Genomic DNA, 21,545 nt, shown 5'->3' with positions numbered 1-21,545 from the left:
GTACCACGGAAGACTTCGTCCCATATAAGAGGGGGTGAAGTCTTTTTTTATTGGAAAAAAGACCGTTTAAGACCGCAATATCAATAGGAGGGTTAACAAACATGATCCAAACTGAAGAAATGAATCAGTTGAAAGCTGAGGCGCTTGCTGACGTGGCTCAGGCATCTGATGAGAAAGCGTTGCAAGACGTTAAAGTAAAGTATTTAGGGAAAAAAGGTTCTGTTTCAGGACTGATGAAACAAATGAAAGATTTATCAAATGAAGAAAAGCCGAAATTCGGCCAAGCTGTTAATGAGATCAGACAAGCGATTGAAGGTGCGATTGCTGACCGCAAAAAAGTATTAGAACAAGAACGTTTGAACAAACAGCTTGAAGAAGAAACAATTGATGTGACATTACCAAGCCGCCAAATCAAACTAGGCGCAGCACATCCGTTGACGCGTACAATCCAAGAAATCGAAGACTTATTCTTAGGATTAGGTTTCGAAATCGTGAATGGTTATGAAGTAGAACAAGACTACTATAACTTCGAAGCGTTAAATTTACCGAAATCTCACCCAGCGCGTGATATGCAAGATACTTTCTACATTACAGAAGAAACGTTAATGCGTACGCATACTTCACCAGTACAAGCGAGAACTTTAGAACAACGCAATGGGCAAGGGCCTGTTAAAATTATTTGTCCTGGTAAAGTATATCGTCGTGACTCAGATGATGCGACACACAGTCACCAATTTACACAAATTGAAGGCTTAGTCGTTGCTGAAAACATCACAATGAGCGACTTGAAAGGGACATTAGAATTATTAGCGAAAAAACTATTCGGCGAAGACCGCGAAATCCGCTTACGTCCAAGCTACTTTCCATTCACAGAGCCGTCAGTTGAAGTCGATGTATCATGTTTCAAATGCGGCGGTAAAGGTTGCAACGTCTGCAAAGGTTCAGGTTGGATTGAAATCTTAGGCGCCGGTATGGTGCATCCGAACGTTTTAGAAATGGCAGGTTTTGACTCATCCAAATACACAGGATTCGCCTTCGGTATGGGACCTGACCGCATTGCAATGTTGAAATACGGTATTGAAGATATCCGTTACTTCTACACTAATGACGTTCGTTTCCTAAACCAATTCAAAGCTGTTGAAGATAGAGGTGAAGCATAATGTTAGTATCAAAAGAATGGTTAGAATCCTTAGTTGCTGTCAATGAGCCGATTAACGATTTAGCAGAACGCATTACACGTACAGGAATCGAAGTCGACGATATCATTGATTACACAGCAGAAATCAAGAAACTCGTAGTCGGTTATGTGGAAAGTAAAAATCCGCATCCGAACGCAGATAAATTAAATATTTGCCAAGTGAATATCGGAGAAGCAGAGCCCGTTCAAATCGTCTGCGGCGCACCAAACGTAGATGCTGGACAATACGTTATCGTGGCCACAGTCGGCGGTCGTCTGCCAGGCGGAATTAAAATCAAACGTGCGAAATTACGCGGCGAACGTTCAGAAGGCATGATCTGTTCATTACAAGAAATCGGCCTCTCAAGCAACGTTGTGCCTAAAGCCTACGAAGACGGCATTTATAACTTCCCGACAGCAGTAGAACCAGGAGCCAACGCATTGGAAGCCTTATACCTAAACGACCAAGTGATGGAATTCGACTTGACACCGAACCGTGCCGACGCCTTGAGCATGGTAGGGACTGCCTACGAAACCTCAGCACTTTATGGCGCACCACTGACATTGCCAGAGACACAGCCAGATACAACAGACCTTACTACGGAAAAAGAAATCTCTGTGAAAGTGGAAAATCCTGAAAAAGTACCTTATTACAGCGCACGCGTCGTGAAAAATGTGCAGATTGCACCATCACCAATGTGGATGCAAGCACGTTTAATGAAAGCGGGCATTCGTCCGATTAATAATGTAGTCGATATTTCTAACTATGTATTATTAGAATACGGTCAACCTTTGCACATGTTCGACCAAGACCACATCGGCTCACAAGAAATTGTAGTACGCCAAGCTGAAGCAGGCGAAAAAATGACAACACTTGATGATACAGAACGTGAATTAAAAGATTCTGATATCGTTATTACTAATGGTAAAACCCCAATCGCGCTTGGCGGTGTTATGGGCGGCGATTTCTCAGAAGTGACTGAACAAACGCACAATGTAGTCGTAGAGGGTGCTATTTTCGACCCAGTCAGCATTCGTCATACATCACGTCGTTTGAACTTGCGCAGTGAATCTTCTAGTCGTTTTGAAAAAGGTATTGCCACTGAATTCGTAGATCAAGCAGTAGACCGCGCTTGCTATTTATTAGAACACTACGCCAATGGTGAAGTTTCAGAAGGTCGCGCAGCAGCGGGAGACTTAGGCGAATTTATCACACCTGTGGAAATTACAGTAGATAAAATTAACGGCACAATCGGTTCTGAAATGTCCGTTGAAGATATCGTGCAATCATTTGAACAATTAGGTTTCAAAACAAAAAATCATGACGGCAACTTAACTGTGCATGTCCCTTCACGTCGTAAAGATATTAAAATTAAAGAAGACTTGATTGAAGAAGTGGCACGTATTTATGGTTATGATGAAATTCCGTCTACCTTACCTGTATTTGAAGATGTAACAAGTGGCCAATTAACGGATCGCCAAGCTAAGACACGTATTGTTAAACGTACTATCGAAGGCGCAGGCTTAAGCGAAGCGATTACGTATTCCTTGATTTCCAAAGCACGTGGCAAAGAATTTTCAGTGAGCGACCGTCCAAACATTGAATTATTGATGCCGATGAGTGAAGCACATGCTGTTTTACGTCAAAGTTTACTGCCGCACTTGATTGATGCAGCTGCTTATAATGTGGCACGTAAAAATGACAATGTCTTCTTATACGAAATCGGACGTGTCTTCTTTGCGAATGGCGAAGGAGAATTACCTGATGAAGTAGAATATTTAAGTGGTATCATGACAGGTGAATACAGCGGCAACACTTGGCAAGGTAAGAAAGAAAATGCAGACTTCTATCTTGCAAAAGGTGTGATTGACGCGGTAGCTGAAAAATTAGCGTTAAACTTTGAATATGAAGCTGCTCAAATGGACGGTTTACATCCAGGCCGTACAGCAAATGTCTTGTTAAATGGAGAGGTTATCGGATTTATTGGTGAACTGCATCCGCAATTGGCTGCAGATAATGACTTGAAGCAACGTACGTATGTATTTGAATTGAATTACGATAAAATCATGAATGTTTCAGTGGGTTATATTAACTACGAAGCGATTCCGAAATATCCAGGTGTAACACGTGATATCGCATTAGAAGTAGATACAGACGTGTCTGCTGCAGAATTAATCCATACTATTAAAGAACATGGACACAATATCTTGCAAGATGCACAAGTATTTGACGTCTATGAAGGTGAACATATGGAAGCAGGCAAGAAATCAGTTGCCATCCGTATTGCTTATCTAGATAGAGAAAATACTTTAACAGATGAACAAGTGTCCGCTGTACATGATGAAATTGTAGCAGCCTTAACTGCACAAGGCGCTGTAATCAGATAAATCGAAAGATAATAAAAAAGCTTCCTTCACTAGAGTGTACAAACATTCTAGAGAGGGAAGCTTTTTTGCTATTTAATGCTTTTTCTCATATAAAGCTAATGCTTTATCACGATTTTTAAAATGCGCTTTCGAAATCGCATCTAATTTTGCGATGCCGTATTGTTCAATCAGCTTTGCGGCAAATAAATCTACTTTATTACTGGCACCTTTTGGAACAGTGGTATGCAATTCACGTCCAATATGATCCATGTGTTTAACAAAGGCGTAACGTGAAATAATACTTGCTGCTGCAATAGCAATAGATTTAGACTCGCCTTTGGTTTCAAAGTGCGTTTTGTCAGGGTGAGGAAGCGGGGAAAGCGCATAATTTTGGTAGACGCCTCGTACTGCAAATTGGTCGATAACGATATAATCTAACGGTTCGTTATTCTGGTCAATTTTATTGACGACATTTTGAATCGCTTGATTATGCAGGACGGCTTTCATTTTCACTTGCGACCAGCCCTTACGTTGCTGTTCGTTATATTTAACGTTGTTCATCGTCAACAGAGAGTGTGGAATAAAGGTAATGATTTGTTCAGCAATTTCCACAATCTTTGCATCAGTTAACTTTTTAGAATCATCTACACCTAATGTTTTTAAAATTTCAGCATTTTTCTTAGACACGTAAGCGGCACAAACGGTTAACGGACCGAAGTAATCACCACTTCCAGCCTCATCGCTGCCAATACAATTCGCTTGATTAAAAGGATAACTCTGCTTAGTCGCAGTAGTTTTTTTAGCGGATGCTTTGCCGGAAACACTTGCATCCTTGTTGCCTAGCAATTGTTGGGCTGCGGTTTCGGCTTGGTTGCCTTGAAACATCACCTTGCCGGAATTATAAATATTGATAGTTGTGCCTTGATACTTCGTGCGTGCACGCATCCCAGGCGGTAAACTATCTGTTGAGAACTTTGTTTTCTCCATTAAGTGCTTTATTTCTGTTTCGGTTAATTTAAATACGGCATTTGCCATGATGAGACTCCTTGCTTATAAAAAATAATTTAAATCCATTTTACTACATTGCAATATGAATACCAATTTCCTTAGATTACAATTCGTTTAAGTTATGTTGTAAAAAGACAATCACTACTTACATATTAAATATGACTCGTGTATAATGGGTCGTGATGACGAGCAGAAACATTTCTAAGATAAGAAGTCAAATTTAAAGAGAAAATTAATCTGCTGAAAAAATAAAGGCAACCAGTTAGATGGATGGATTGCTGATCAGAATTTATAATTTACGCTAGATAGGAGTTATCATATGGGCGAATTTAAAAATAGAATCAACGTAACGATCAATAATAAAAATTATACGATAGTGGGCGAAGATAATCCTGAGCATATTCGTTATGTCGCACATTTAGTCGATGAAAAAATTCAAGATCTCGGGCGTAAAAGTGCCGGATTGGATACTACACGCAAAGCAGTATTGACTGCTGTGAATATTATGCATGAAAAAGTATTATTGGAAGAAGAAAATCGTCGTTTGACACATGAATTGAATCGCTTAAAAAATCAAGAACATTAGGTTCTGCCGATGATTTTAAATTTTATTATCTTTTTTGTCTTTTTAATCATTGCTGCGATGGGCTTTCGCAGAGGAATATGGCTGAGTACCTTGCACTTCCTGGCAACGTTAGCCTCTTTGTTTATCGCAGCAAGCTTCTATCATCCGATTGCAGAGCGACTCGAATTATTCTTGCCGTTTCCTAAGACACAAGCAGCATTAACGCATTATTATATTGAATATTCTCATATACATTTGCGATTTGAAGCGATAGCAGCATTTATTTTCATCTTTATTATCAGCAAGTTTATTTTATATCTTATTTTGACGGTATTTGATAAAATGACGTATATCAATAACATGACGCTATTCAGCCGAATTGCAGGAGTGATACTGAGCTTTGTGAGTTCAACTGCTGTGTTGCTGCCGGTATTATATATGTGCAGTCTCTATCCGAGTGTCTGGATTCAAAGTCAGTTCGCACACTCAATCATTGCGCAACTAATTTTGTTCCACACCCCATATTTATCAACGTTGATAATGGCATTATAATTTCATTTTTAAAAGAAGAAACTAAGAGGAGGCGCCGCTTTTCGCACATCAATTTTTGATAGCCGAACTGCTTTTTGTCTCTCTTTTTAATTGGAGTGAAAAAATATGAGTCAGAAGATAACTAAGAAAGATGTTGTCGGTTTACTAGAGAAAATCGCAACTTACATGGAACTTAATGGTGAAAATACCTTTAAAGTTTCTGCCTATCGTAAAGCAGCGCAAAGTTTAGAAACAGATGAGCGTACCTTGGATGAAATTGATGATGTGACGGATTTAAAGGGTATCGGTAAAGGTGTCGGGGAAGTTATTAATGAATATTTAGCGACTGGTCAGTCTGAAACTTTAGAAGCCCTAGAAAAAGAAGTGCCTGCAGGATTAGTGCCCTTATTAAAAATTCAAGGTTTAGGCAGTAAAAAAATTGCCAAGCTGTATAAAGAACTCGGAATCACTAACAAAGAAGCATTACAAGAAGCTTGTGAAAAGAATCAAGTGAGTGCTTTAAGTGGTTTCGGCAAAAAGACAGAAGAGAATATTTTGGCAGGCGTTAAAGCGCTGAGTGAACGCAAAACACATTTTCCGATTAATCTTCTTATCAAACTCAATAATGAAATTGAAGCTTATTTGACGACGGTAGAAGGCATTGATAAATTTCATGTCGCAGGCAGTTTCCGTCGTGTTAAAGAAATGAGCAAAGATTTAGATTATATTATCAGTTCAACTGATCCTGAAAAGGTGCAAAAAGCACTGATTGATATTCCTCATAAAGTGAAAGATGTCGCAGTCGGGTTGACTAAAGTATCCGTCGAAGTAGAATTTGACGATGAAATTATTGAAATCGACTTCAGGATTATTGAGCCAGCAGCTTATTATCATACGTTGCAACATTTTACAGGTTCCAAAGATCACAATATTCGTATTCGTCAACTGGCCAAAGAACGTGACGAAAAGGTCAGTGAATATGGAATTGAACAAGCGGACGGCACTTTATTGCAATTTGACAGTGAAGCTGCTATTTATGAACATTTCGGCAGACCGTGGATTGCACCGCCTATGCGTGTAGATGGCTCAGAGTTTGATCGTGATTTATCTGACATCATTACGTTAGACGATATTAAAGGTGATGTGCATATGCATACCACAATGAGTGACGGGGCTTTCAGTTTAAGAGAAATGGTTGAAGCTAACATCGCTAAAGGTTATGAATATATGGTGGTAACAGACCATTCACGCAGTTTGAAAGTAGCGCATGGACTAGATATCGACCGTTTATTACGTCAAAATGCCGAAATTAAAAAGTTGAATGCAGAATATGATGAAATAGATATTTACTCTGGTACTGAAATGGATATTTTAGCAGACGGTACACTGGATTATCCAGACGAGATATTAGCACAGTTAGATTATGTCATTGCTTCTATCCATCAAAGTTTCGGCCAAACAGAAGAGGAAATCATGCACCGCTTAGAGTCGGCATGCCGCAATCCTTACGTACGGCATATTGCACATCCGACAGGGCGCGTTATCGGACGTCGACCAGGTTATAAAGTTAATCTGCCACGCTTATTTGACTTGGCGCGTGAAACAGGTACGATTTTAGAAATCAATGCTAACCCGCAACGTTTGGATTTAAGTGCAGAGGTGTTAAGACCCGTGCATGATATCATGGTAACGATTAATACAGATGCACATCATATTGATAATCTGGAATTGATGAAATATGGTGTGGCTACTGCTCAGAAAGCCTTTATCAATAAAGACAGAATCTTAAATACGATGAGTCGTGCAGACTTTAAATCGTTTATTGAAAATAATAAAAAACTACAGAAATAGGGGAATGAAATGAGACAGAAAACCTTAGATGTGCTTGATTTTGAGAAAATCAAAGCAAGCGTTGAAAAAGAAGCAGTCAGTGATTTAGGAAAAGCTAAAGCAACCCAAATGACGCCTGCATCTGATTATGATACTGTCGTTTATCAAATGAATGAGACAGATGAACTTTCCCAAATCTATAACAAGCATCGTTTGCCGAGTTTAAGCGGATTGACAGAAGTCAAACCGCTGATTCATCGTGCGAAAATCGGCAGTATCTTAAATGTGAGAGAACTGAATCAAATTAAACGTTTAATTCAAGTTCAGAATCAATACAAAACTTTTTACAGTCAATTATTAGAAGAAGAGGAAGCCATCAATTATCCTATTTTAGATGAAAGAATGGCGCAATTGCCGATACTCTCAGATTTATATCAAGAGATTCATCAGAAATGCGATAACTTTGATTTATTTGATGATGCCAGTTATGAATTGCAAAGTATCAGAAGTCGCATTCACAGTACTTCAAATCGTATTAAACAGAATTTAGACAGAGTCGTTAAGAGTCAATCGAATCAGAAGAAATTATCTGATGCGATTATCACGGTCAGAAACGACCGTCATGTTATCCCTGTCAAAGCAGAATACCGCCAAGACTTTAATGGTATCGTGCATGACCAATCTTCTTCAGGACAAACTTTATATATCGAACCATCAGCAGTCGTGGAAATGAATAACAAAATCAGCCGTTTGCGTAATGATGAAAAGGTAGAAGTAGAACGTATTCTGAGTGCACTTTCTGCTGAAGTAGCTGCTGAAGCGGATGCATGTTTAATTGCCGAATCAGTGATGGGTCAAATTGACTTCTTAACAGCGAAAGCACGTTACGGCCAATCTATTAAAGGAACGAAACCTGAATTTACACAAGAACGCAATGTTTATCTGCCTAAAGCGTTTCATCCATTATTAGACCGTGAAACAGTAGTAGCGAATACAATTGAATTTGCAGAAGATATTCAAACAGTAATTATCACTGGGCCTAATACAGGTGGTAAAACCGTAACCTTGAAAACACTGGGCTTGATTATTGTGATGGCACAATCAGGTCTGTTGATTCCTGCTTTAGACGGCAGTAAATTAAACGTCTTCGATAACGTATATTGTGATATCGGAGATGAACAATCTATCGAACAATCACTTTCTACTTTCTCTTCTCATATGAAGAATATTGTAGAGATATTGAAACACGCAGACCATAACAGCCTGATTCTATTTGATGAATTAGGAGCAGGAACAGACCCGAGTGAAGGGGCTGCGCTTGCGATGAGCATTCTAGATCACGTGCAACAATTAGGTGCCTTAGTGATGGCAACTACCCACTACCCGGAATTAAAAGCCTATAGTTACAACCGTGAAGGCGTCATGAACGCCAGCGTGGAATTCGACGTCAACACGTTAAGCCCGACTTATAAATTATTGATGGGTGTGCCCGGTCGTTCCAATGCCTTTGAAATTTCCAGCAAACTAGGCCTGAGTGGCAACATTATCCGCGAAGCGAAATCCTTAATCGGTCAAGATGAACAAGAAATCAACAATATGATTGCTTCTTTAGAAAAGAATGCTAAGAAAGTAGAAACGCAACGTATTGAGCTCGACCAGTTATTAAGAGAAGCTAAACAAGTACATGGCGATTTAAATAAAAAATACGAGCAATATCAAAATTACGAGAAACAACTCATGGACGATGCCAAAGTCAAAGCGAATCAGCGTGTGAAAGCTGCGACGAAAGAAGCGGATGACATTATCCAAGATTTGCGTCAGATGCGCGATGAAAAAGATGCAGAAGTCAAAGAGCATGAACTGATTGAGAAACGTAAACACTTAGATGAGCAATATGAAGGCACAGATATCAAACAAAATGTTAAGAAACAAAAATGGGATGAAATCAAAGCCGGAGACGAAGTCAAAGTCTTGACTTACGGACAAAAAGGCGAAGTGCTTGAAATTTTGGATGATGATGAAGCGGTTGTCCAAATGGGTATCATTAAAATGAAGTTACCGATTGCAGATTTAGAGAAGAAAAAGAAAACTCAAGAGAAACCTGCCAAGACGATTTCACGTACCAACCGTTCCAGCGTGAAAATGGAGCTGGATTTGAGAGGATATCGTTATGAAGAGGCAATCACAGCACTCGACCAATATCTCGACCAAGCAATGCTCAGCAACTACGAAAACGTTTATATCATTCACGGAAAGGGAACAGGTGCATTGCAAAAGGCAGTACAGCAACATTTGAAAAAGCATAAAAACGTAGCTTCATTCCGCACAGGTATGCCGAGCGAAGGCGGATTCGGTGTAACAGTTGCCGAATTGAAGTAACTAAAAAAACAGTAAATGAATAGCGCAAACACGCATTATTACACAATTTTTCATGAGCAAAGCCAGTGCATTTTTAAAATGTATCTGATATACTTTGTTCATCATTAAATTCCTAAGGAGGAACGATATTTATGGCATTAGTAAAAGTAACTGACTCAAACTTTGATGAAAAAGTTCAAGACGGTGTTAAATTAGTAGATTTCTGGGCAACTTGGTGCGGACCATGTAAAATGATTGCTCCAGTATTAGAAGAATTAGCACAAGATTTTGAAGGTAAAGCTGACGTCTTAAAATTAGATGTAGACGAAAACCCTAACACTGCTGCTAAATTCGAAGTAATGAGTATTCCAACTCTTATCGTTTTCAAAGATGGACAACCTGTAGATAAAGTAGTCGGTTTCCAACCAAAAGAAAACTTAGCAGAAGTTTTAAACAAACACCTATAAGTTGCATAGAATAATGTCTTGTTTCGGCGTTTAAAGTTGAAACTTTGAAGAATATCGTCGATATGAAATAGGTTAGTTAAAAAGGCTGGATTCACTTTTTAGGGTGGTCCAGTTTTTTTGCGTCTGCTAAAGCGGTACTCAAAGTATTGCAACAAGCTAAGTAAGACGTTTAAATGTTATAATGACTGACAAATCAATGCATGTAACGCTTAAATTTAAAGAAAGGAGGAAGAAACGTGGAGGCATATCAAGAAAAAATTAAAGAAAAACTTTCAGTAGTGCCTTTTGAACCAGGCTGTTATTTGATGAAAGACCGCAATGATCAAGTGATTTATGTCGGAAAAGCCAAGCGTTTGCGTAATCGATTGCGTTCTTACTTTACAGGCGCTCACGACGCTAAGACGACACGTTTAGTCGGTGAAATCCGCAACTTTGAATTCATTGTCACCGATAGTGAAACAGAATCTTTATTACTGGAACTCAATCTCATCAAGCAATATCAGCCACGATATAATATTCTGTTGAAAGATGATAAAAGCTATCCTTTTATTAAAATAACGAAGGAAAAATATCCGCGGTTATTAGTAACGCGTACGGTTAAAAAAGGCACAGGAAAGTATTTTGGCCCTTATCCTAACGCCTATTCTGCTGTAGAAACGAAAAAGTTACTGGATCGTATTTATCCTTTCCGCAAGTGTGATAAGATGCCGGATAAACTTTGTTTATATTATCACATTGGCCAATGCCTAGGTCCATGTGTGTATGATGTGGATCAAGCAGAGTACGATAAAATGACGCAAGAAGTCAGCGATTTTCTAAATGGCGAAGATAAAACAATCATCAAAAACTTAGAAGCGAAAATGCAAGCAGCCAGTGAAAATTTAGATTTCGAGCAAGCTAAGGAATATCGTGATTTAATTCAACATATCCATAACTTGACGAAAAAACAAAATATCATGTCAGCAGATAACACTGCGCGTGATGTTTTCGGTTACTATATTTCCAAAGGCTGGATGTGTATTCAAGTCTTCTTTGTACGAAACGGGAACATGATTCAGCGTGACACTACCATGATTCCATTGCAGCAAACACCAGAAGAAGAGTTTTATACGTTTATCGGTCAATTCTATCGTTTGAATCAACATTTATTGCCGAAAGAAGTACACGTGCCGAAGAATCTAGATCGTAAAATGATTGAGTCGGTGGTAGATACTAAAATTTTACAACCAGTTCGCGGACAAAAGAAAGACTTAGTCAATATGGCTAACCATAACGCAGAAGTATCGCTGCAAAATAAATTTGAGTTGATCGCAAAAGATGAATCTAGAACCATTAAAGCGATTGAAGAGTTAGGCGAACAAATGGGAATTCAGACGCCGATTCGTATCGAAGCTTTCGATAACTCTAATATCCAAGGTGTCGATGCTGTATCTGCAATGGTTACTTTTGTAGATGGCAAACCTGATAAAAAGGGATACCGTAAATACAAAATTAAAACAGTTGAAGGTCCAGATGATTATAAATCAATGCGTGAAGTGATTCGCAGACGTTATACACGTGTGTTGAATGATGGTTTGCCATTGCCGGACTTAATTATTGTCGACGGAGGCAAAGGACAAATGTCTGTAGCCATTGATGTACTAGAAAATGAACTAGGATTAGATATTCCGGTGGCAGGTTTGCGCAAAAATGATAAACACCGCACCTCAGAATTAATTTATGGACCTGCAGCTGAAGTGGTACCTTTGAAGAAGAATAGCCAAGCTTTCTATTTATTACAACGTATCCAAGATGAAGTCCATCGCTTTGCCATTACTTTCCATCGTCAAACGAGACAAAAACATAGTTTCTCTTCAGTGTTAGATGAGGTAGAAGGAATCGGTCCAAAACGTAAAACAACTTTATTACGTACTTTCGGTTCTATTAAAAAAATGAGAGAAGCTACATTGGAAGATTTGCAAGAAGCAGGATTGCCTCAAAAAGTAGCGGAAAGTTTACAAAATGAATTGAATAAAGACGATTAAGGGTGTGTCACTGCATAAATAGTTATTATTTTATGCAGTTTGCGCACTCTTTTTGTTAATAAAAGTGTAATATTATTTGAATAAAATGCAAAATAGAAAAAAGTGCGATGAGAATTATTCTCATGCCCAAAAGACGGTCAAAAAATGTTACAATATCGTTAACGAGGTTTTATATTTTTTTAGGACTGTTTGTAAACGCTTTCTAAATGAAAACGTTTCTCAATTAGCTCTATATCAAAGTTTTTAACAGAAATTCAACAAGAAGCAAGCGTTCAGAAAAGACAGCTTAGATAGGGGTCAAATACATAGAAATACAATTTCTGAACTTGTGGGTTGCTCGCACAGACTGTGAATTACACACCAGTATTTTTATTTAGATACTTTAAAAATTTTGATTAGGGAAAATTGTGGGACAATTTAGGGCTTTTCCAATTCATATCCTTTGAATAAAACCATAAATACTATTTGTTTCACAGGGGGGACTTCCTTTTGGGTTATACTAAGAATCAATTCTACTTGCGACGTATTCACTCGTTACTAGGGGTTATTCCGATCGGAGCATTTTTACTTGTGCATTTGACGGTTAACCATCAGGCAACAAAAGGAGCTGGCGCATTCGACAAAGCATCTCAGTTCATGGAATCACTACCATTCTTGCTAGCACTTGAGATTTTACTTATTTACTTACCAATTTTATACCATGCATTATACGGTGTGCATATTGCTTTCACAGCTAAAGAAAATGTCGGGCATTATTCATGGTTCAGAAACTGGATGTTCATGATGCAACGTATTACAGGTGTTTTAGCATTTATCTTTATCGCTATCCACTTCTATCAAACTAAAATTGAAATGTGGATGGGTCATAAAACACTTGGCTTCACTATGATGCATGACTTATTAAGCAATCCATTTTGGTTGGTTTTCTATATTATTTTAACTGTTGCAGTTATTTTCCACTTCGCTAATGGTTTATGGTCATTCGGCGTAACTTGGGGATTCTTGCAATCACCGAAATCACAACGTGTATTCACATGGATTTCATTAATTGTATTCATCGTAGTCGCTTATATCGGCGTGAGTGCAATCTTAGCATTTGTTTAACAGAGCATAGAATCAGCGTAAATAAAGGTTATATTTTCAGGGAGTGACATTTAATATGGCAGAGAAAAAAGTTATTGTTGTCGGCGGCGGATTGGCCGGCATGATGACAACAATTAAAATAGCAGAACAAGGTGTACATGTTGATTTATTCTCAGTTGTACCCGTAAAACGTTCGCACTCTGTGTGCGCACAAGGGGGTATTAACGGGGCTGTTAATACAAAAGGTGAAGGAGACTCACCTTGGATTCACTTCGATGATACGGTTTATGGTGGCGACTTCTTAGCTAACCAACCACCAGTAAAAGCAATGGCTGATGCAGCACCAAAAATCATTCACTTGCTTGACCGTATGGGGGTAATGTTCAACAGAACACCTGAGGGCTTATTAGACTTCCGTCGTTTCGGTGGTACAATGCACCACAGAACAGCTTATGCTGGTGCGACAACAGGTCAACAATTAGTTTATGCACTAGATGAACAAGTTCGTAAATTTGAGGTTGATGGACTTGTAACTAAATATGAAGGATGGGAATTCTTAGGACTTGTTAAAGACCATGATGGTGCTGCTCGCGGTATCGTGGCTCAAAACTTAACAGATGCTAAAATTGATTCATTCCGTTCAGATGCAGTTGTTATGGCGACTGGTGGTCCTGGTATCATCTTCGGTAAAACAACAAACTCTATGATCAACACAGGTTCAGCAGCATCTATCGTTTACCAACAAGGTGCGGTATATGCAAACGGTGAATTTATCCAAATCCACCCAACTGCAATTCCTGGTGATGATAAATTACGTTTAATGAGTGAATCAGCGCGTGGTGAAGGTGGCCGTATTTGGACATATAAAGACGGTAAACCTTGGTATTTCTTAGAAGAAAAATATCCTGACTACGGTAACTTAGTTCCACGTGACATCGCAACACGTGAAATCTTCGATGTTTGTGTGAACCAAAAATTAGGTATCAATGGTGAAAACATGGTTTATCTTGACCTTTCACATAAAGATCCACATGAATTAGATGTTAAATTAGGCGGTATCATCGAAATTTATGAAAAATTCACTGGTGACGACCCACGTAAAGTACCAATGAAAATCTTCCCAGCCGTTCACTATTCAATGGGCGGATTGTATGTAGACTATGATCAACATACTACAATCAAAGGATTATTTGCAGCAGGAGAATGTGACTTCTCACAACATGGTGGTAACCGTTTAGGTGCGAACTCATTATTATCTGCAATTTACGGCGGTACTGTAGCGGGGCCTAACGCAGTTAAATACATTGATACAGTTGAACAATCTTACACAGAATTAGATGACAGCTTGTATCAAGACAGAGTTGACGAAGAACAAAAACGTTTCGACGAATTATTGAATATGAAAGGTACTGAAAATGCCTTCAAACTTCACCGTGAACTTGGTGAAATCATGACTAAAAACGTAACTGTAGTACGTGAAAATAAAGCATTGCTTGAGACTGACGAAAAAATTCTTGAGTTGATGAGACGTTACAAAGACATCGATATGGAAGATACACAAACTTGGAGTAACCAAGCAGTATTCTTCACTCGTCAATTATGGAATATGTTAGTGCTTGCACGTGTTATCACTATTGGTGCGTATAACCGTAACGAATCACGCGGTGCTCACTACAAACCAGAATTCCCTAATCGTAATGATGAAGAATGGTTGAAAACAACAATGGCGCATTACAATGGTAAATATGAAGCACCAACATTCACATATGAAGATGTTGATATCAGCTTAATTCCACCACGTAAACGTGACTACTCAAGTAAATCTCATACTGCAGAGAATAAGGAAGAAGAAGAAGGGAGCGAATCATAATGGCAGAAGAAGTAAAAGATCAAGCTGTTGAGCAACACCATCAACAACAGCAAGCTTCTAATAAACAAAAAACTGTAACTTTGATTATTAAACGACAAGATACAAGTGACTCTCAGCCATATGAAGAAAAATTCGAGATTCCTTATCGTGAAAACTTGAATGTTATTGCGTGCTTGATGGAAATCAGACGTAATCCAATCAATACTAAAGGCGAAAAAGTAGCGCCAGTAACTTGGGACATGAACTGTTTGGAAGAAGTTTGTGGTGCTTGTTCAATGGTTATCAACGGCCATGCACGTCAAGCATGTTCAGCAATCGTTGACCAATTAGAACAACCGATTCGCTTAGAACCAATGAAAACTTTCCCAATCATTCGTGACTTACAAGTTGACCGTTCTCGCATGTTCGACAACTTGAAACGTATGAAAGCTTGGATTCCAATCGATGGTACTTACGATTTAGGTCCAGGACCTCGTATGCCTGAGAAAAAACGTCAAACTGCTTATGAATTATCTAAATGTATGACTTGTGGTGTATGTTTAGAAGTTTGTCCTAACGTAACTAAAAATAATGGTTTCGTTGGTGCACAAGCAATTTCACAAGTACGTTTATTCAACCTACATCCAACTGGTTCAATGACAAAAGACGAACGTCTAGATGCATTAATGGGAGCAGGTGGATTACAAGAATGCGGTAACTCTCAAAACTGTGTAAATGCTTGTCCTAAAGGTATTCCTTTGACAACTTCAATCGCAGCATTAAACAGAGAAACTTCATTCTATATGTTTAAATCATTCTTTGGTTCAGATCACCAAGTGAACTAATTAATATTTTATAGAACGGCCTGGGATATTATTAAATGTCTCAGGCCTTTTTTGGTGCATGCCGCTCTCCAAAGGTTTCTTTCGACGGAGCCAGGGTAAGATGGGTAACAAATTCTGATTAATTCAATGCATTTGGCGATTGTGATAAAATATAGTTTAAGAATGTTTTGCGCAAGGATGAGAAAAATATGAACAAACCTATTGGAGTGATTGACTCAGGAGTCGGCGGCCTCACTGTAGCCAAAGAAATTATGCGTCAGCTGCCGAATGAAACGATTTATTATTTAGGTGATAGTGCACGTTGTCCTTATGGTCCGCGACCTGGTGATGAGGTGCGGAAATTTACTGTACAATTGGCACAGAAGTTAATGGAATTTGATATTAAGATGTTAGTCATTGCATGTAATACGGCGACTGCTGTAGCACTGGATACTTTAAAAGAATTGTTGCCGATACCTGTTATTGGCGTTATTGAACCGGGTTCACGTACGGCGATTATGACAACTAAAAATAATAATGTGATGGTGTTAGGAACTGAAGGGACTATCAAATCAGAGGCTTATACCAAACATATTAAAGCGATTAACCCGAATGTTGAGGTGACAGGAGTTGCTTGCCCGGACTTTGTGCCGTTGGTGGAACAGATGCGTTATCATGATCCGGTACCGACGAATATTGTGATTCACCAAACGTTAAGAGCGTTTCGTAATAATAAAGCGGATACAGTTATTTTAGGTTGTACGCATTATCCGTTGTTATTTGAGCCGATTTATGAATATTTCGGTGGTACGAAGACGGTAATTTCTTCTGGGTTGGAAACTGCGCGTGAAGTGAGTGCTTTGTTGACGTTCAGTAATGAACATGCCCCTTATACGCCAAATCCGCAACATCGTTTCTTTGCGACAGGAGACACAGAACATATTGAATATATTATTTCGCAATGGTTGAAGTTGGATGATGTTGCAGTCACAATGGTAAAAGTCGATTAAATAGAGGTGGAAGAGATGGAAGATTTAGTAATAGCAACAGGAAATAAAGGTAAAATTAATGATTTCAAAGTGATTTTTCCTGAGTATAACGTCATTGGCATCGGTGAATTGATTGAGGGGTTTGATGTAGAAGAAACTGGCTCAACATTCGAAGAGAATGCTAAATTGAAATCAGAAGCAGCGGCTCAAGCATTGGGCAAACGTATTATTGCGGATGACAGCGGCCTCGCAGTAGATGCGTTAAATGGAGAACCTGGAATTTATTCTGCGCGTTATGCAGGGACTGATAAAGATGATGAAGCTAATATTGTAAAGTTGTTGGATAATTTAGGTGAAAATGAAAATCGCGATGCGCAATTTGTGTGTGTTATCAGTATGAGTGCACCGAACGAAGAAACGGTGACTTTCCGAGGCACAGTTGATGGAGAAATTACACATGCGAAAGAAGGCGACAATGGATTCGGTTATGATCCGATATTCTTTGTTCCTGAAAAAGGTAAAACAATGGCACAGCTCTCTGCTGAAGAAAAAGGAGAAATCAGTCATAGACGTCGTGCAATTGATAAACTGCGAAACTATTTAAAGGGTGATCAAATTTGAGTAGATGGTTAATTGTCAGCGATAATCATACAGAAGCGGGTATCTTATTTGAAGTGTTTAATCACTATAATCAAGTAGATGTGGCGATTCATCTGGGTGATTCAGAATTTCAATATGATGATACGGAACTTAGTTTATATCGACGTGTGAAAGGCAATTGCGATTTTTATCCGGAGTTTCCGGGAGAAGAAGTGGTGGAAGCGGATGGTGTGCGTGCATTTTATACGCACGGCCACATGTATAATGTCAATACGACACGCATGCAATTGGCTGAAAAAGCAAAATCACTAGCATGCCAATTTGCTTTCTATGGTCACACTCATATTGCACGCTATGAAGAAATGGATGGGGTACATGTCATTAATCCTGGCAGTATTTCTCAATCGAGAAGTAACACTGAGGAAACTTATGCGGAATTATTGATTAATGAGAATGAGCAAACAGCTACACTGAATTTCCGCATTCGCCAACATACAATTATTGATACAGTTGAATTTAAGATATAAAAAATTGCCAGCGTATAAGCACCTCTTTGCAGTGCTGATTGACGCTGGCTTCTTTATTTATTTATTTTCTTTCACCGCGAAATAATTATCTTCAGAATCAGCGAAATTGAATACTCGACCTTGTGGTGATTGGACTAGTTCTCCCACAAAAATACCTTTGCTTTGAAAATCTTCGTAAAGATTATCAATATCATCTGTGCCGAACATCAAAGAAGGCGTTTCTGTGCTGATGCCAAGCGACATGGCCTCAACTTTAGCCTTATCATGCAAGACAATTTCAGTTTGAGATTGTGCTGTAGGCTTCACGACGATAGTTCGAATGGCTTGGTTAGCCACATCCGAGACTTCAACAAAGCCCAATTTTTCAATCCAAAAAGTCTTCGCAGCTTCTTGGTCATATACATACAACATAACTTGATCTAATTGATTAATCATTCTTTCACCTCAAATAAGTTTCATAATTTCTTACCTTTCACTAAAGTGTTTGAAACATAGTATAATAAGGTAAGTAAAAGTGCATATTTTTAAAAAAGGAGATAAACTGATGACTCAATTATATCCATATTTAGCATTTGAGAATACTAAAGAAGCTTTGCAATATTACGAAGAAGTATTTGGTGCGACTCATATCAATCGTTTGCCCGTTCAAAGAGAACAAGCTGAAAATTTCGGTGTTGATCCTGATAAAGCTGAAGAAAGTACGATGCATGCAGAATTTAAGATTGCAGACGTAACTTTGTTTGCTTCAGACGCATTTAATAATTCTGAAGATTATACTATTACGAAAGGCATTTCCTTATTAATTGATTATGACATTAATGATGCGGAAGATGCTAAACGTGTAGAAGCTTTGTATGAAAAAGTAAAAGATGATGAGTCTATTACTGTTGAGATGCCGTTAGCTGATCAATTCTGGGGAGGCAAGATGGGGGCTTTTTCAGATAAATATAACGTACGTTGGATGCTTCACGGACAAGATCATAGTAAAGAATAATATACAGGTTAGTTAAAAACGATGTAATGAAAGGACAAGCATATGGAAAATATCGAAATACTAATTAAAAAAACACCAGAGTTAACGCCCGAAGAATTAGTTCAAATTATGATTGAAAGAGTGAAAGTTTTTGTGGTTGAACAAAATTGTCCTTATCAAGAAATAGATGAGGAAGATTTTAATGCAGAACATGTTATTTTAAAAAAAGACAACCAAATTGCAGCATATGCTAGATTGCTGAAAACCGAAGAAGATTTTAGAATTGGACGCGTAATTGTAGTCAAAGCTTATCGTAAAAATAAATTAGGTTATCAACTTATGGAAATTGCTATTGATGCATTAAGAAAAAAGGACGCTGAAAAATCAATTAAGATATCTGCTCAAGAGCATTTACTTAAATTCTATGGTTCCTTTGGATTTAAACGTATTTCAGAAACTTATCTAGAAGATAATATCCCTCATGTTGATATGATTTTAGAGGGGAAATAATTTCATAATGAAAATAAAGCAGGACTCCTTATCATAATCGCTGAACATGTTATGATAAGGAGTCTTTTAAGGTCTATTATTTAATTTTAATCATCACAATTATTCTTGTGCATCAATATATTCTCTATAGCTTTCACGTTCCATAGATAAATTTTCCATAACTTTAGCAAATTCTACTGTTTCTGGCTTATCTTCGAATTTTAATTTTAATTCTTCATCTGATTTACCGTATTTAAATTCAACAGAATGCTCAAACATATTATTGTGGAATTTGACTTCATGCAAGTCTGCTATGACATAATCATAGACCTTGTCATCTAAGACAACATAAAGATTCACACGTCCAACAAATACAGCTCCTTCACCGTGACCTTTGCCATCGATTTTAGGATGCACATTCGCTTCAAATTCAAAGAGTACTTCAATCAAATCTGGTTTTTCTTTAGTTAAAACGTCAACATATTTTTGTTTTGCGTTCATTCTAAAACCTCCATATTAAAAAATATCATGCTAAATTGTACTCATGTCATAGTTTATAATTACCCTAAAATTCAAAGTTGATTGATGAGGGGGATAGAAATAATATTAGCCATTCTATTCAGGGTCAACTTTAACTATACTTACAAAATCAAATTGAGCATCTTGCGGTATTTTCATGATTTCTAAATTTAATGGATGATTTGAGTTCTCAGATTTTAAGTTGTAAATGTAAGGTGGTAATTCACTTTCGAATTCTACGGGATACTTTTCCAATGAATCTACTAACAGTCGGAAATAATTTTGAGCTGAATACTCATTAATTCGCTCAGTCAATAATTTTAAATACGATTTTCCAAATAAAGATTGATGCTTTCTAATTGTTTCAAATGCGCTTTCGTTTCTTAAGCTAATTAAATTCAAATCATCTTCATCAAAACTAGTGACATCCTTTAATACTACTTGTAATGATTTGAACTCTGGAATGAAATCTCCTTCATAAATAAAATGATTATATTCAAAAATAAGTTTGTAGCGATTGGAATAATTAGATGTGTTATTACTGATATATTTCAACAGAAAATCTAATTGCTGCATAAATTTTATATTCATTTTGGACAACCCCTTTACTGTTTTTAATCCATACCCCAAAATATATGAATTTGTCATTAGAATTTGAGACTTTTTTATTTCCCTCAATATTTTTGTTCAAAATACAAATTGTTGTATTAATTCATCTACTAATATATTAAAATAATCTTTAAGGAAATATATTAACCAGATAGGGGATAGAGTAATGAAAAAATTATTAATGCTTTTATTGGCTAGCTTTTTAGTATTAGGAGCTTGTGGCCAAAAGGAAGAAAGTAAATCTGATGATCAAAAATCAGATACGAGCCAAAAAAAGGACAAAAAAGAGGATAAGAAAAAATCAGATAGTAAGAAAGAAAGCAAAAAAGAAAATGATGAAAACAACCAAAACCAAGAAGCAGCTGTGCAAAATGATGATCAACAACAGGCGAATCAACAAAATACAGACAATCAACAAAATATGAATGCGCAAAATAATGAGCAACAAAATACGCAGCAAGCAACTGCTCAGCAAAACAACCAGCAGCAAAATGCTAATGTACAAAACAATCAACAAGCCACTCAACCACAACAATCTCAAGCTTTAACAAAAGAAGAAATGACTCAGAAATTAAAAAGCGGACAAAATGTAAATGGTATGGTTGATGCAGAAGGCAATACATGGCATCAAGCACCAGGCGGCGGTGATGCAGTAGGTGTGACTAAACCAGATGGCACTACATGCACAGTTGGCGGATGCATGACACCTGATGGAAGATCAGTACCAGATGAGGAATGGTAATATAATAGTTAATT

The 21,545-nt window shown here is 37.8% G+C and carries 21 protein-coding genes; 17 read left to right on the top strand and 4 right to left on the bottom strand.

Annotation, left to right across the window (positions count from 1 at the left end):
- Nucleotides 1-101: 101 nt before the first annotated feature.
- Nucleotides 102-1,160 (top strand): phenylalanine--tRNA ligase subunit alpha, encoded by a 1,059-nt coding sequence (gene pheS, locus CKV71_RS08795; RefSeq protein ID WP_095105917.1) that lies wholly within the window; start codon nucleotides 102-104, stop codon nucleotides 1,158-1,160.
- Nucleotides 1,160-3,565: a phenylalanine--tRNA ligase subunit beta gene (pheT, locus tag CKV71_RS08790; protein WP_095105915.1), complete on the top strand. Its 2,406-nt coding sequence runs from the start codon at nucleotides 1,160-1,162 to the stop codon at nucleotides 3,563-3,565. The genes pheS and pheT overlap by 1 nt, the downstream gene beginning before the upstream one ends.
- A 72-nt stretch (nucleotides 3,566-3,637) precedes the next feature.
- Here pheT and rnhC read toward each other — a convergent pair whose 3' ends face one another.
- Nucleotides 3,638-4,579: a ribonuclease HIII gene (rnhC, locus tag CKV71_RS08785; RefSeq protein WP_095105913.1), complete on the bottom strand. Its 942-nt coding sequence runs from the start codon at nucleotides 4,577-4,579 to the stop codon at nucleotides 3,638-3,640.
- A 292-nt stretch (nucleotides 4,580-4,871) separates the two neighbouring features.
- Between rnhC and zapA the strand changes: the two genes are divergently transcribed.
- The 12 genes from zapA (at nucleotide 4,872) to CKV71_RS08725 (ending at nucleotide 18,199) form a co-directional block, all read left to right on the top strand.
- Nucleotides 4,872-5,138, top strand: coding sequence for a cell division protein ZapA (gene zapA, locus CKV71_RS08780; RefSeq protein WP_095105911.1), 267 nt, complete (start codon nucleotides 4,872-4,874; stop codon nucleotides 5,136-5,138).
- Between the two features lie 9 nt (nucleotides 5,139-5,147).
- Nucleotides 5,148-5,669, top strand: coding sequence for a CvpA family protein (locus CKV71_RS08775; protein WP_095105909.1), 522 nt, complete (start codon nucleotides 5,148-5,150; stop codon nucleotides 5,667-5,669).
- A 117-nt stretch (nucleotides 5,670-5,786) separates the two neighbouring features.
- Entirely contained in the window at nucleotides 5,787-7,499 is a 1,713-nt protein-coding gene (gene polX, locus CKV71_RS08770) for a DNA polymerase/3'-5' exonuclease PolX (RefSeq protein WP_167376392.1), read from the top strand.
- Between the two features lie 9 nt (nucleotides 7,500-7,508).
- Nucleotides 7,509-9,857, top strand: coding sequence for an endonuclease MutS2 (locus CKV71_RS08765; protein WP_095105905.1), 2,349 nt, complete (start codon nucleotides 7,509-7,511; stop codon nucleotides 9,855-9,857).
- Nucleotides 9,858-9,988: 131 nt separating this feature from the next.
- Entirely contained in the window at nucleotides 9,989-10,303 is a 315-nt protein-coding gene (trxA, locus tag CKV71_RS08760; protein WP_047132443.1) for a thioredoxin, read from the top strand.
- Between the two features lie 236 nt (nucleotides 10,304-10,539).
- Nucleotides 10,540-12,327 carry an excinuclease ABC subunit UvrC gene (gene uvrC / locus CKV71_RS08755; protein ID WP_095105903.1) on the top strand — a complete coding sequence of 596 codons (1,788 nt, stop codon included), beginning with the start codon at nucleotides 10,540-10,542 and terminating at the stop codon, nucleotides 12,325-12,327.
- A 489-nt stretch (nucleotides 12,328-12,816) separates the two neighbouring features.
- Nucleotides 12,817-13,431, top strand: a complete 615-nt coding sequence (locus CKV71_RS08750; protein WP_095105901.1) for a succinate dehydrogenase cytochrome b558 subunit — start codon at nucleotides 12,817-12,819, stop codon at nucleotides 13,429-13,431.
- A 55-nt stretch (nucleotides 13,432-13,486) separates the two neighbouring features.
- A complete protein-coding gene (gene sdhA, locus CKV71_RS08745; RefSeq protein WP_095105899.1) occupies nucleotides 13,487-15,280 on the top strand; it encodes a succinate dehydrogenase flavoprotein subunit in 1,794 nt (597 codons plus the stop codon).
- Nucleotides 15,280-16,104, top strand: coding sequence for a succinate dehydrogenase iron-sulfur subunit (gene sdhB / locus CKV71_RS08740; RefSeq protein ID WP_095105897.1), 825 nt, complete (start codon nucleotides 15,280-15,282; stop codon nucleotides 16,102-16,104). Before sdhA ends, sdhB begins: the two co-directional genes overlap by 1 nt.
- A gap of 188 nt (nucleotides 16,105-16,292) precedes the next feature.
- Nucleotides 16,293-17,093: a glutamate racemase gene (gene racE / locus CKV71_RS08735; protein WP_095105895.1), complete on the top strand. Its 801-nt coding sequence runs from the start codon at nucleotides 16,293-16,295 to the stop codon at nucleotides 17,091-17,093.
- 15 nt (nucleotides 17,094-17,108) lie between these two features.
- Nucleotides 17,109-17,693, top strand: coding sequence for an XTP/dITP diphosphatase (locus tag CKV71_RS08730; protein WP_095105893.1), 585 nt, complete (start codon nucleotides 17,109-17,111; stop codon nucleotides 17,691-17,693).
- The gene (locus tag CKV71_RS08725; protein ID WP_095105891.1) at nucleotides 17,690-18,199 is read left to right on the top strand and encodes a YfcE family phosphodiesterase; all 510 of its coding nucleotides are present in this window, start codon (nucleotides 17,690-17,692) and stop codon (nucleotides 18,197-18,199) included. Before CKV71_RS08730 ends, CKV71_RS08725 begins: the two co-directional genes overlap by 4 nt.
- 57 nt (nucleotides 18,200-18,256) lie before the next feature.
- On the opposite strand, the gene CKV71_RS08720 is transcribed toward CKV71_RS08725, so the two are convergent.
- Nucleotides 18,257-18,634, bottom strand: coding sequence for a VOC family protein (locus CKV71_RS08720; protein ID WP_095105889.1), 378 nt, complete (start codon nucleotides 18,632-18,634; stop codon nucleotides 18,257-18,259).
- A 109-nt stretch (nucleotides 18,635-18,743) separates the two neighbouring features.
- Between CKV71_RS08720 and CKV71_RS08715 the strand changes: the two genes are divergently transcribed.
- Both CKV71_RS08715 and CKV71_RS08710 read left to right on the top strand, forming a co-directional pair.
- The gene (locus CKV71_RS08715) at nucleotides 18,744-19,193 is read left to right on the top strand and encodes a VOC family protein (protein ID WP_095105887.1); all 450 of its coding nucleotides are present in this window, start codon (nucleotides 18,744-18,746) and stop codon (nucleotides 19,191-19,193) included.
- 42 nt (nucleotides 19,194-19,235) lie between these two features.
- A complete protein-coding gene (locus CKV71_RS08710) occupies nucleotides 19,236-19,682 on the top strand; it encodes a GNAT family N-acetyltransferase (protein ID WP_095105885.1) in 447 nt (148 codons plus the stop codon).
- A 99-nt stretch (nucleotides 19,683-19,781) separates the two neighbouring features.
- Here the strand turns inward: CKV71_RS08710 and CKV71_RS08705 are convergent, their stop codons facing one another.
- A complete protein-coding gene (locus tag CKV71_RS08705; protein WP_095105883.1) occupies nucleotides 19,782-20,162 on the bottom strand; it encodes a hypothetical protein in 381 nt (126 codons plus the stop codon).
- Nucleotides 20,163-20,276: 114 nt separating this feature from the next.
- Nucleotides 20,277-20,828 (bottom strand): hypothetical protein, encoded by a 552-nt coding sequence (locus tag CKV71_RS08700; protein ID WP_157738596.1) that lies wholly within the window; start codon nucleotides 20,826-20,828, stop codon nucleotides 20,277-20,279.
- Nucleotides 20,829-20,955: 127 nt separating this feature from the next.
- Between CKV71_RS08700 and CKV71_RS08695 the strand changes: the two genes are divergently transcribed.
- Entirely contained in the window at nucleotides 20,956-21,531 is a 576-nt protein-coding gene (locus CKV71_RS08695; protein WP_095105879.1) for a hypothetical protein, read from the top strand.
- Nucleotides 21,532-21,545: the final 14 nt, after the last annotated feature.

The organism is Staphylococcus piscifermentans (genome assembly GCF_900186985.1).
In the GTDB taxonomy this organism is placed as follows: Bacteria; Bacillota; Bacilli; order Staphylococcales; family Staphylococcaceae; genus Staphylococcus; species Staphylococcus piscifermentans.
Note: the sequence above shows the minus strand (reverse complement) of the source record. Positions and strands in the feature narration are given on the sequence as shown.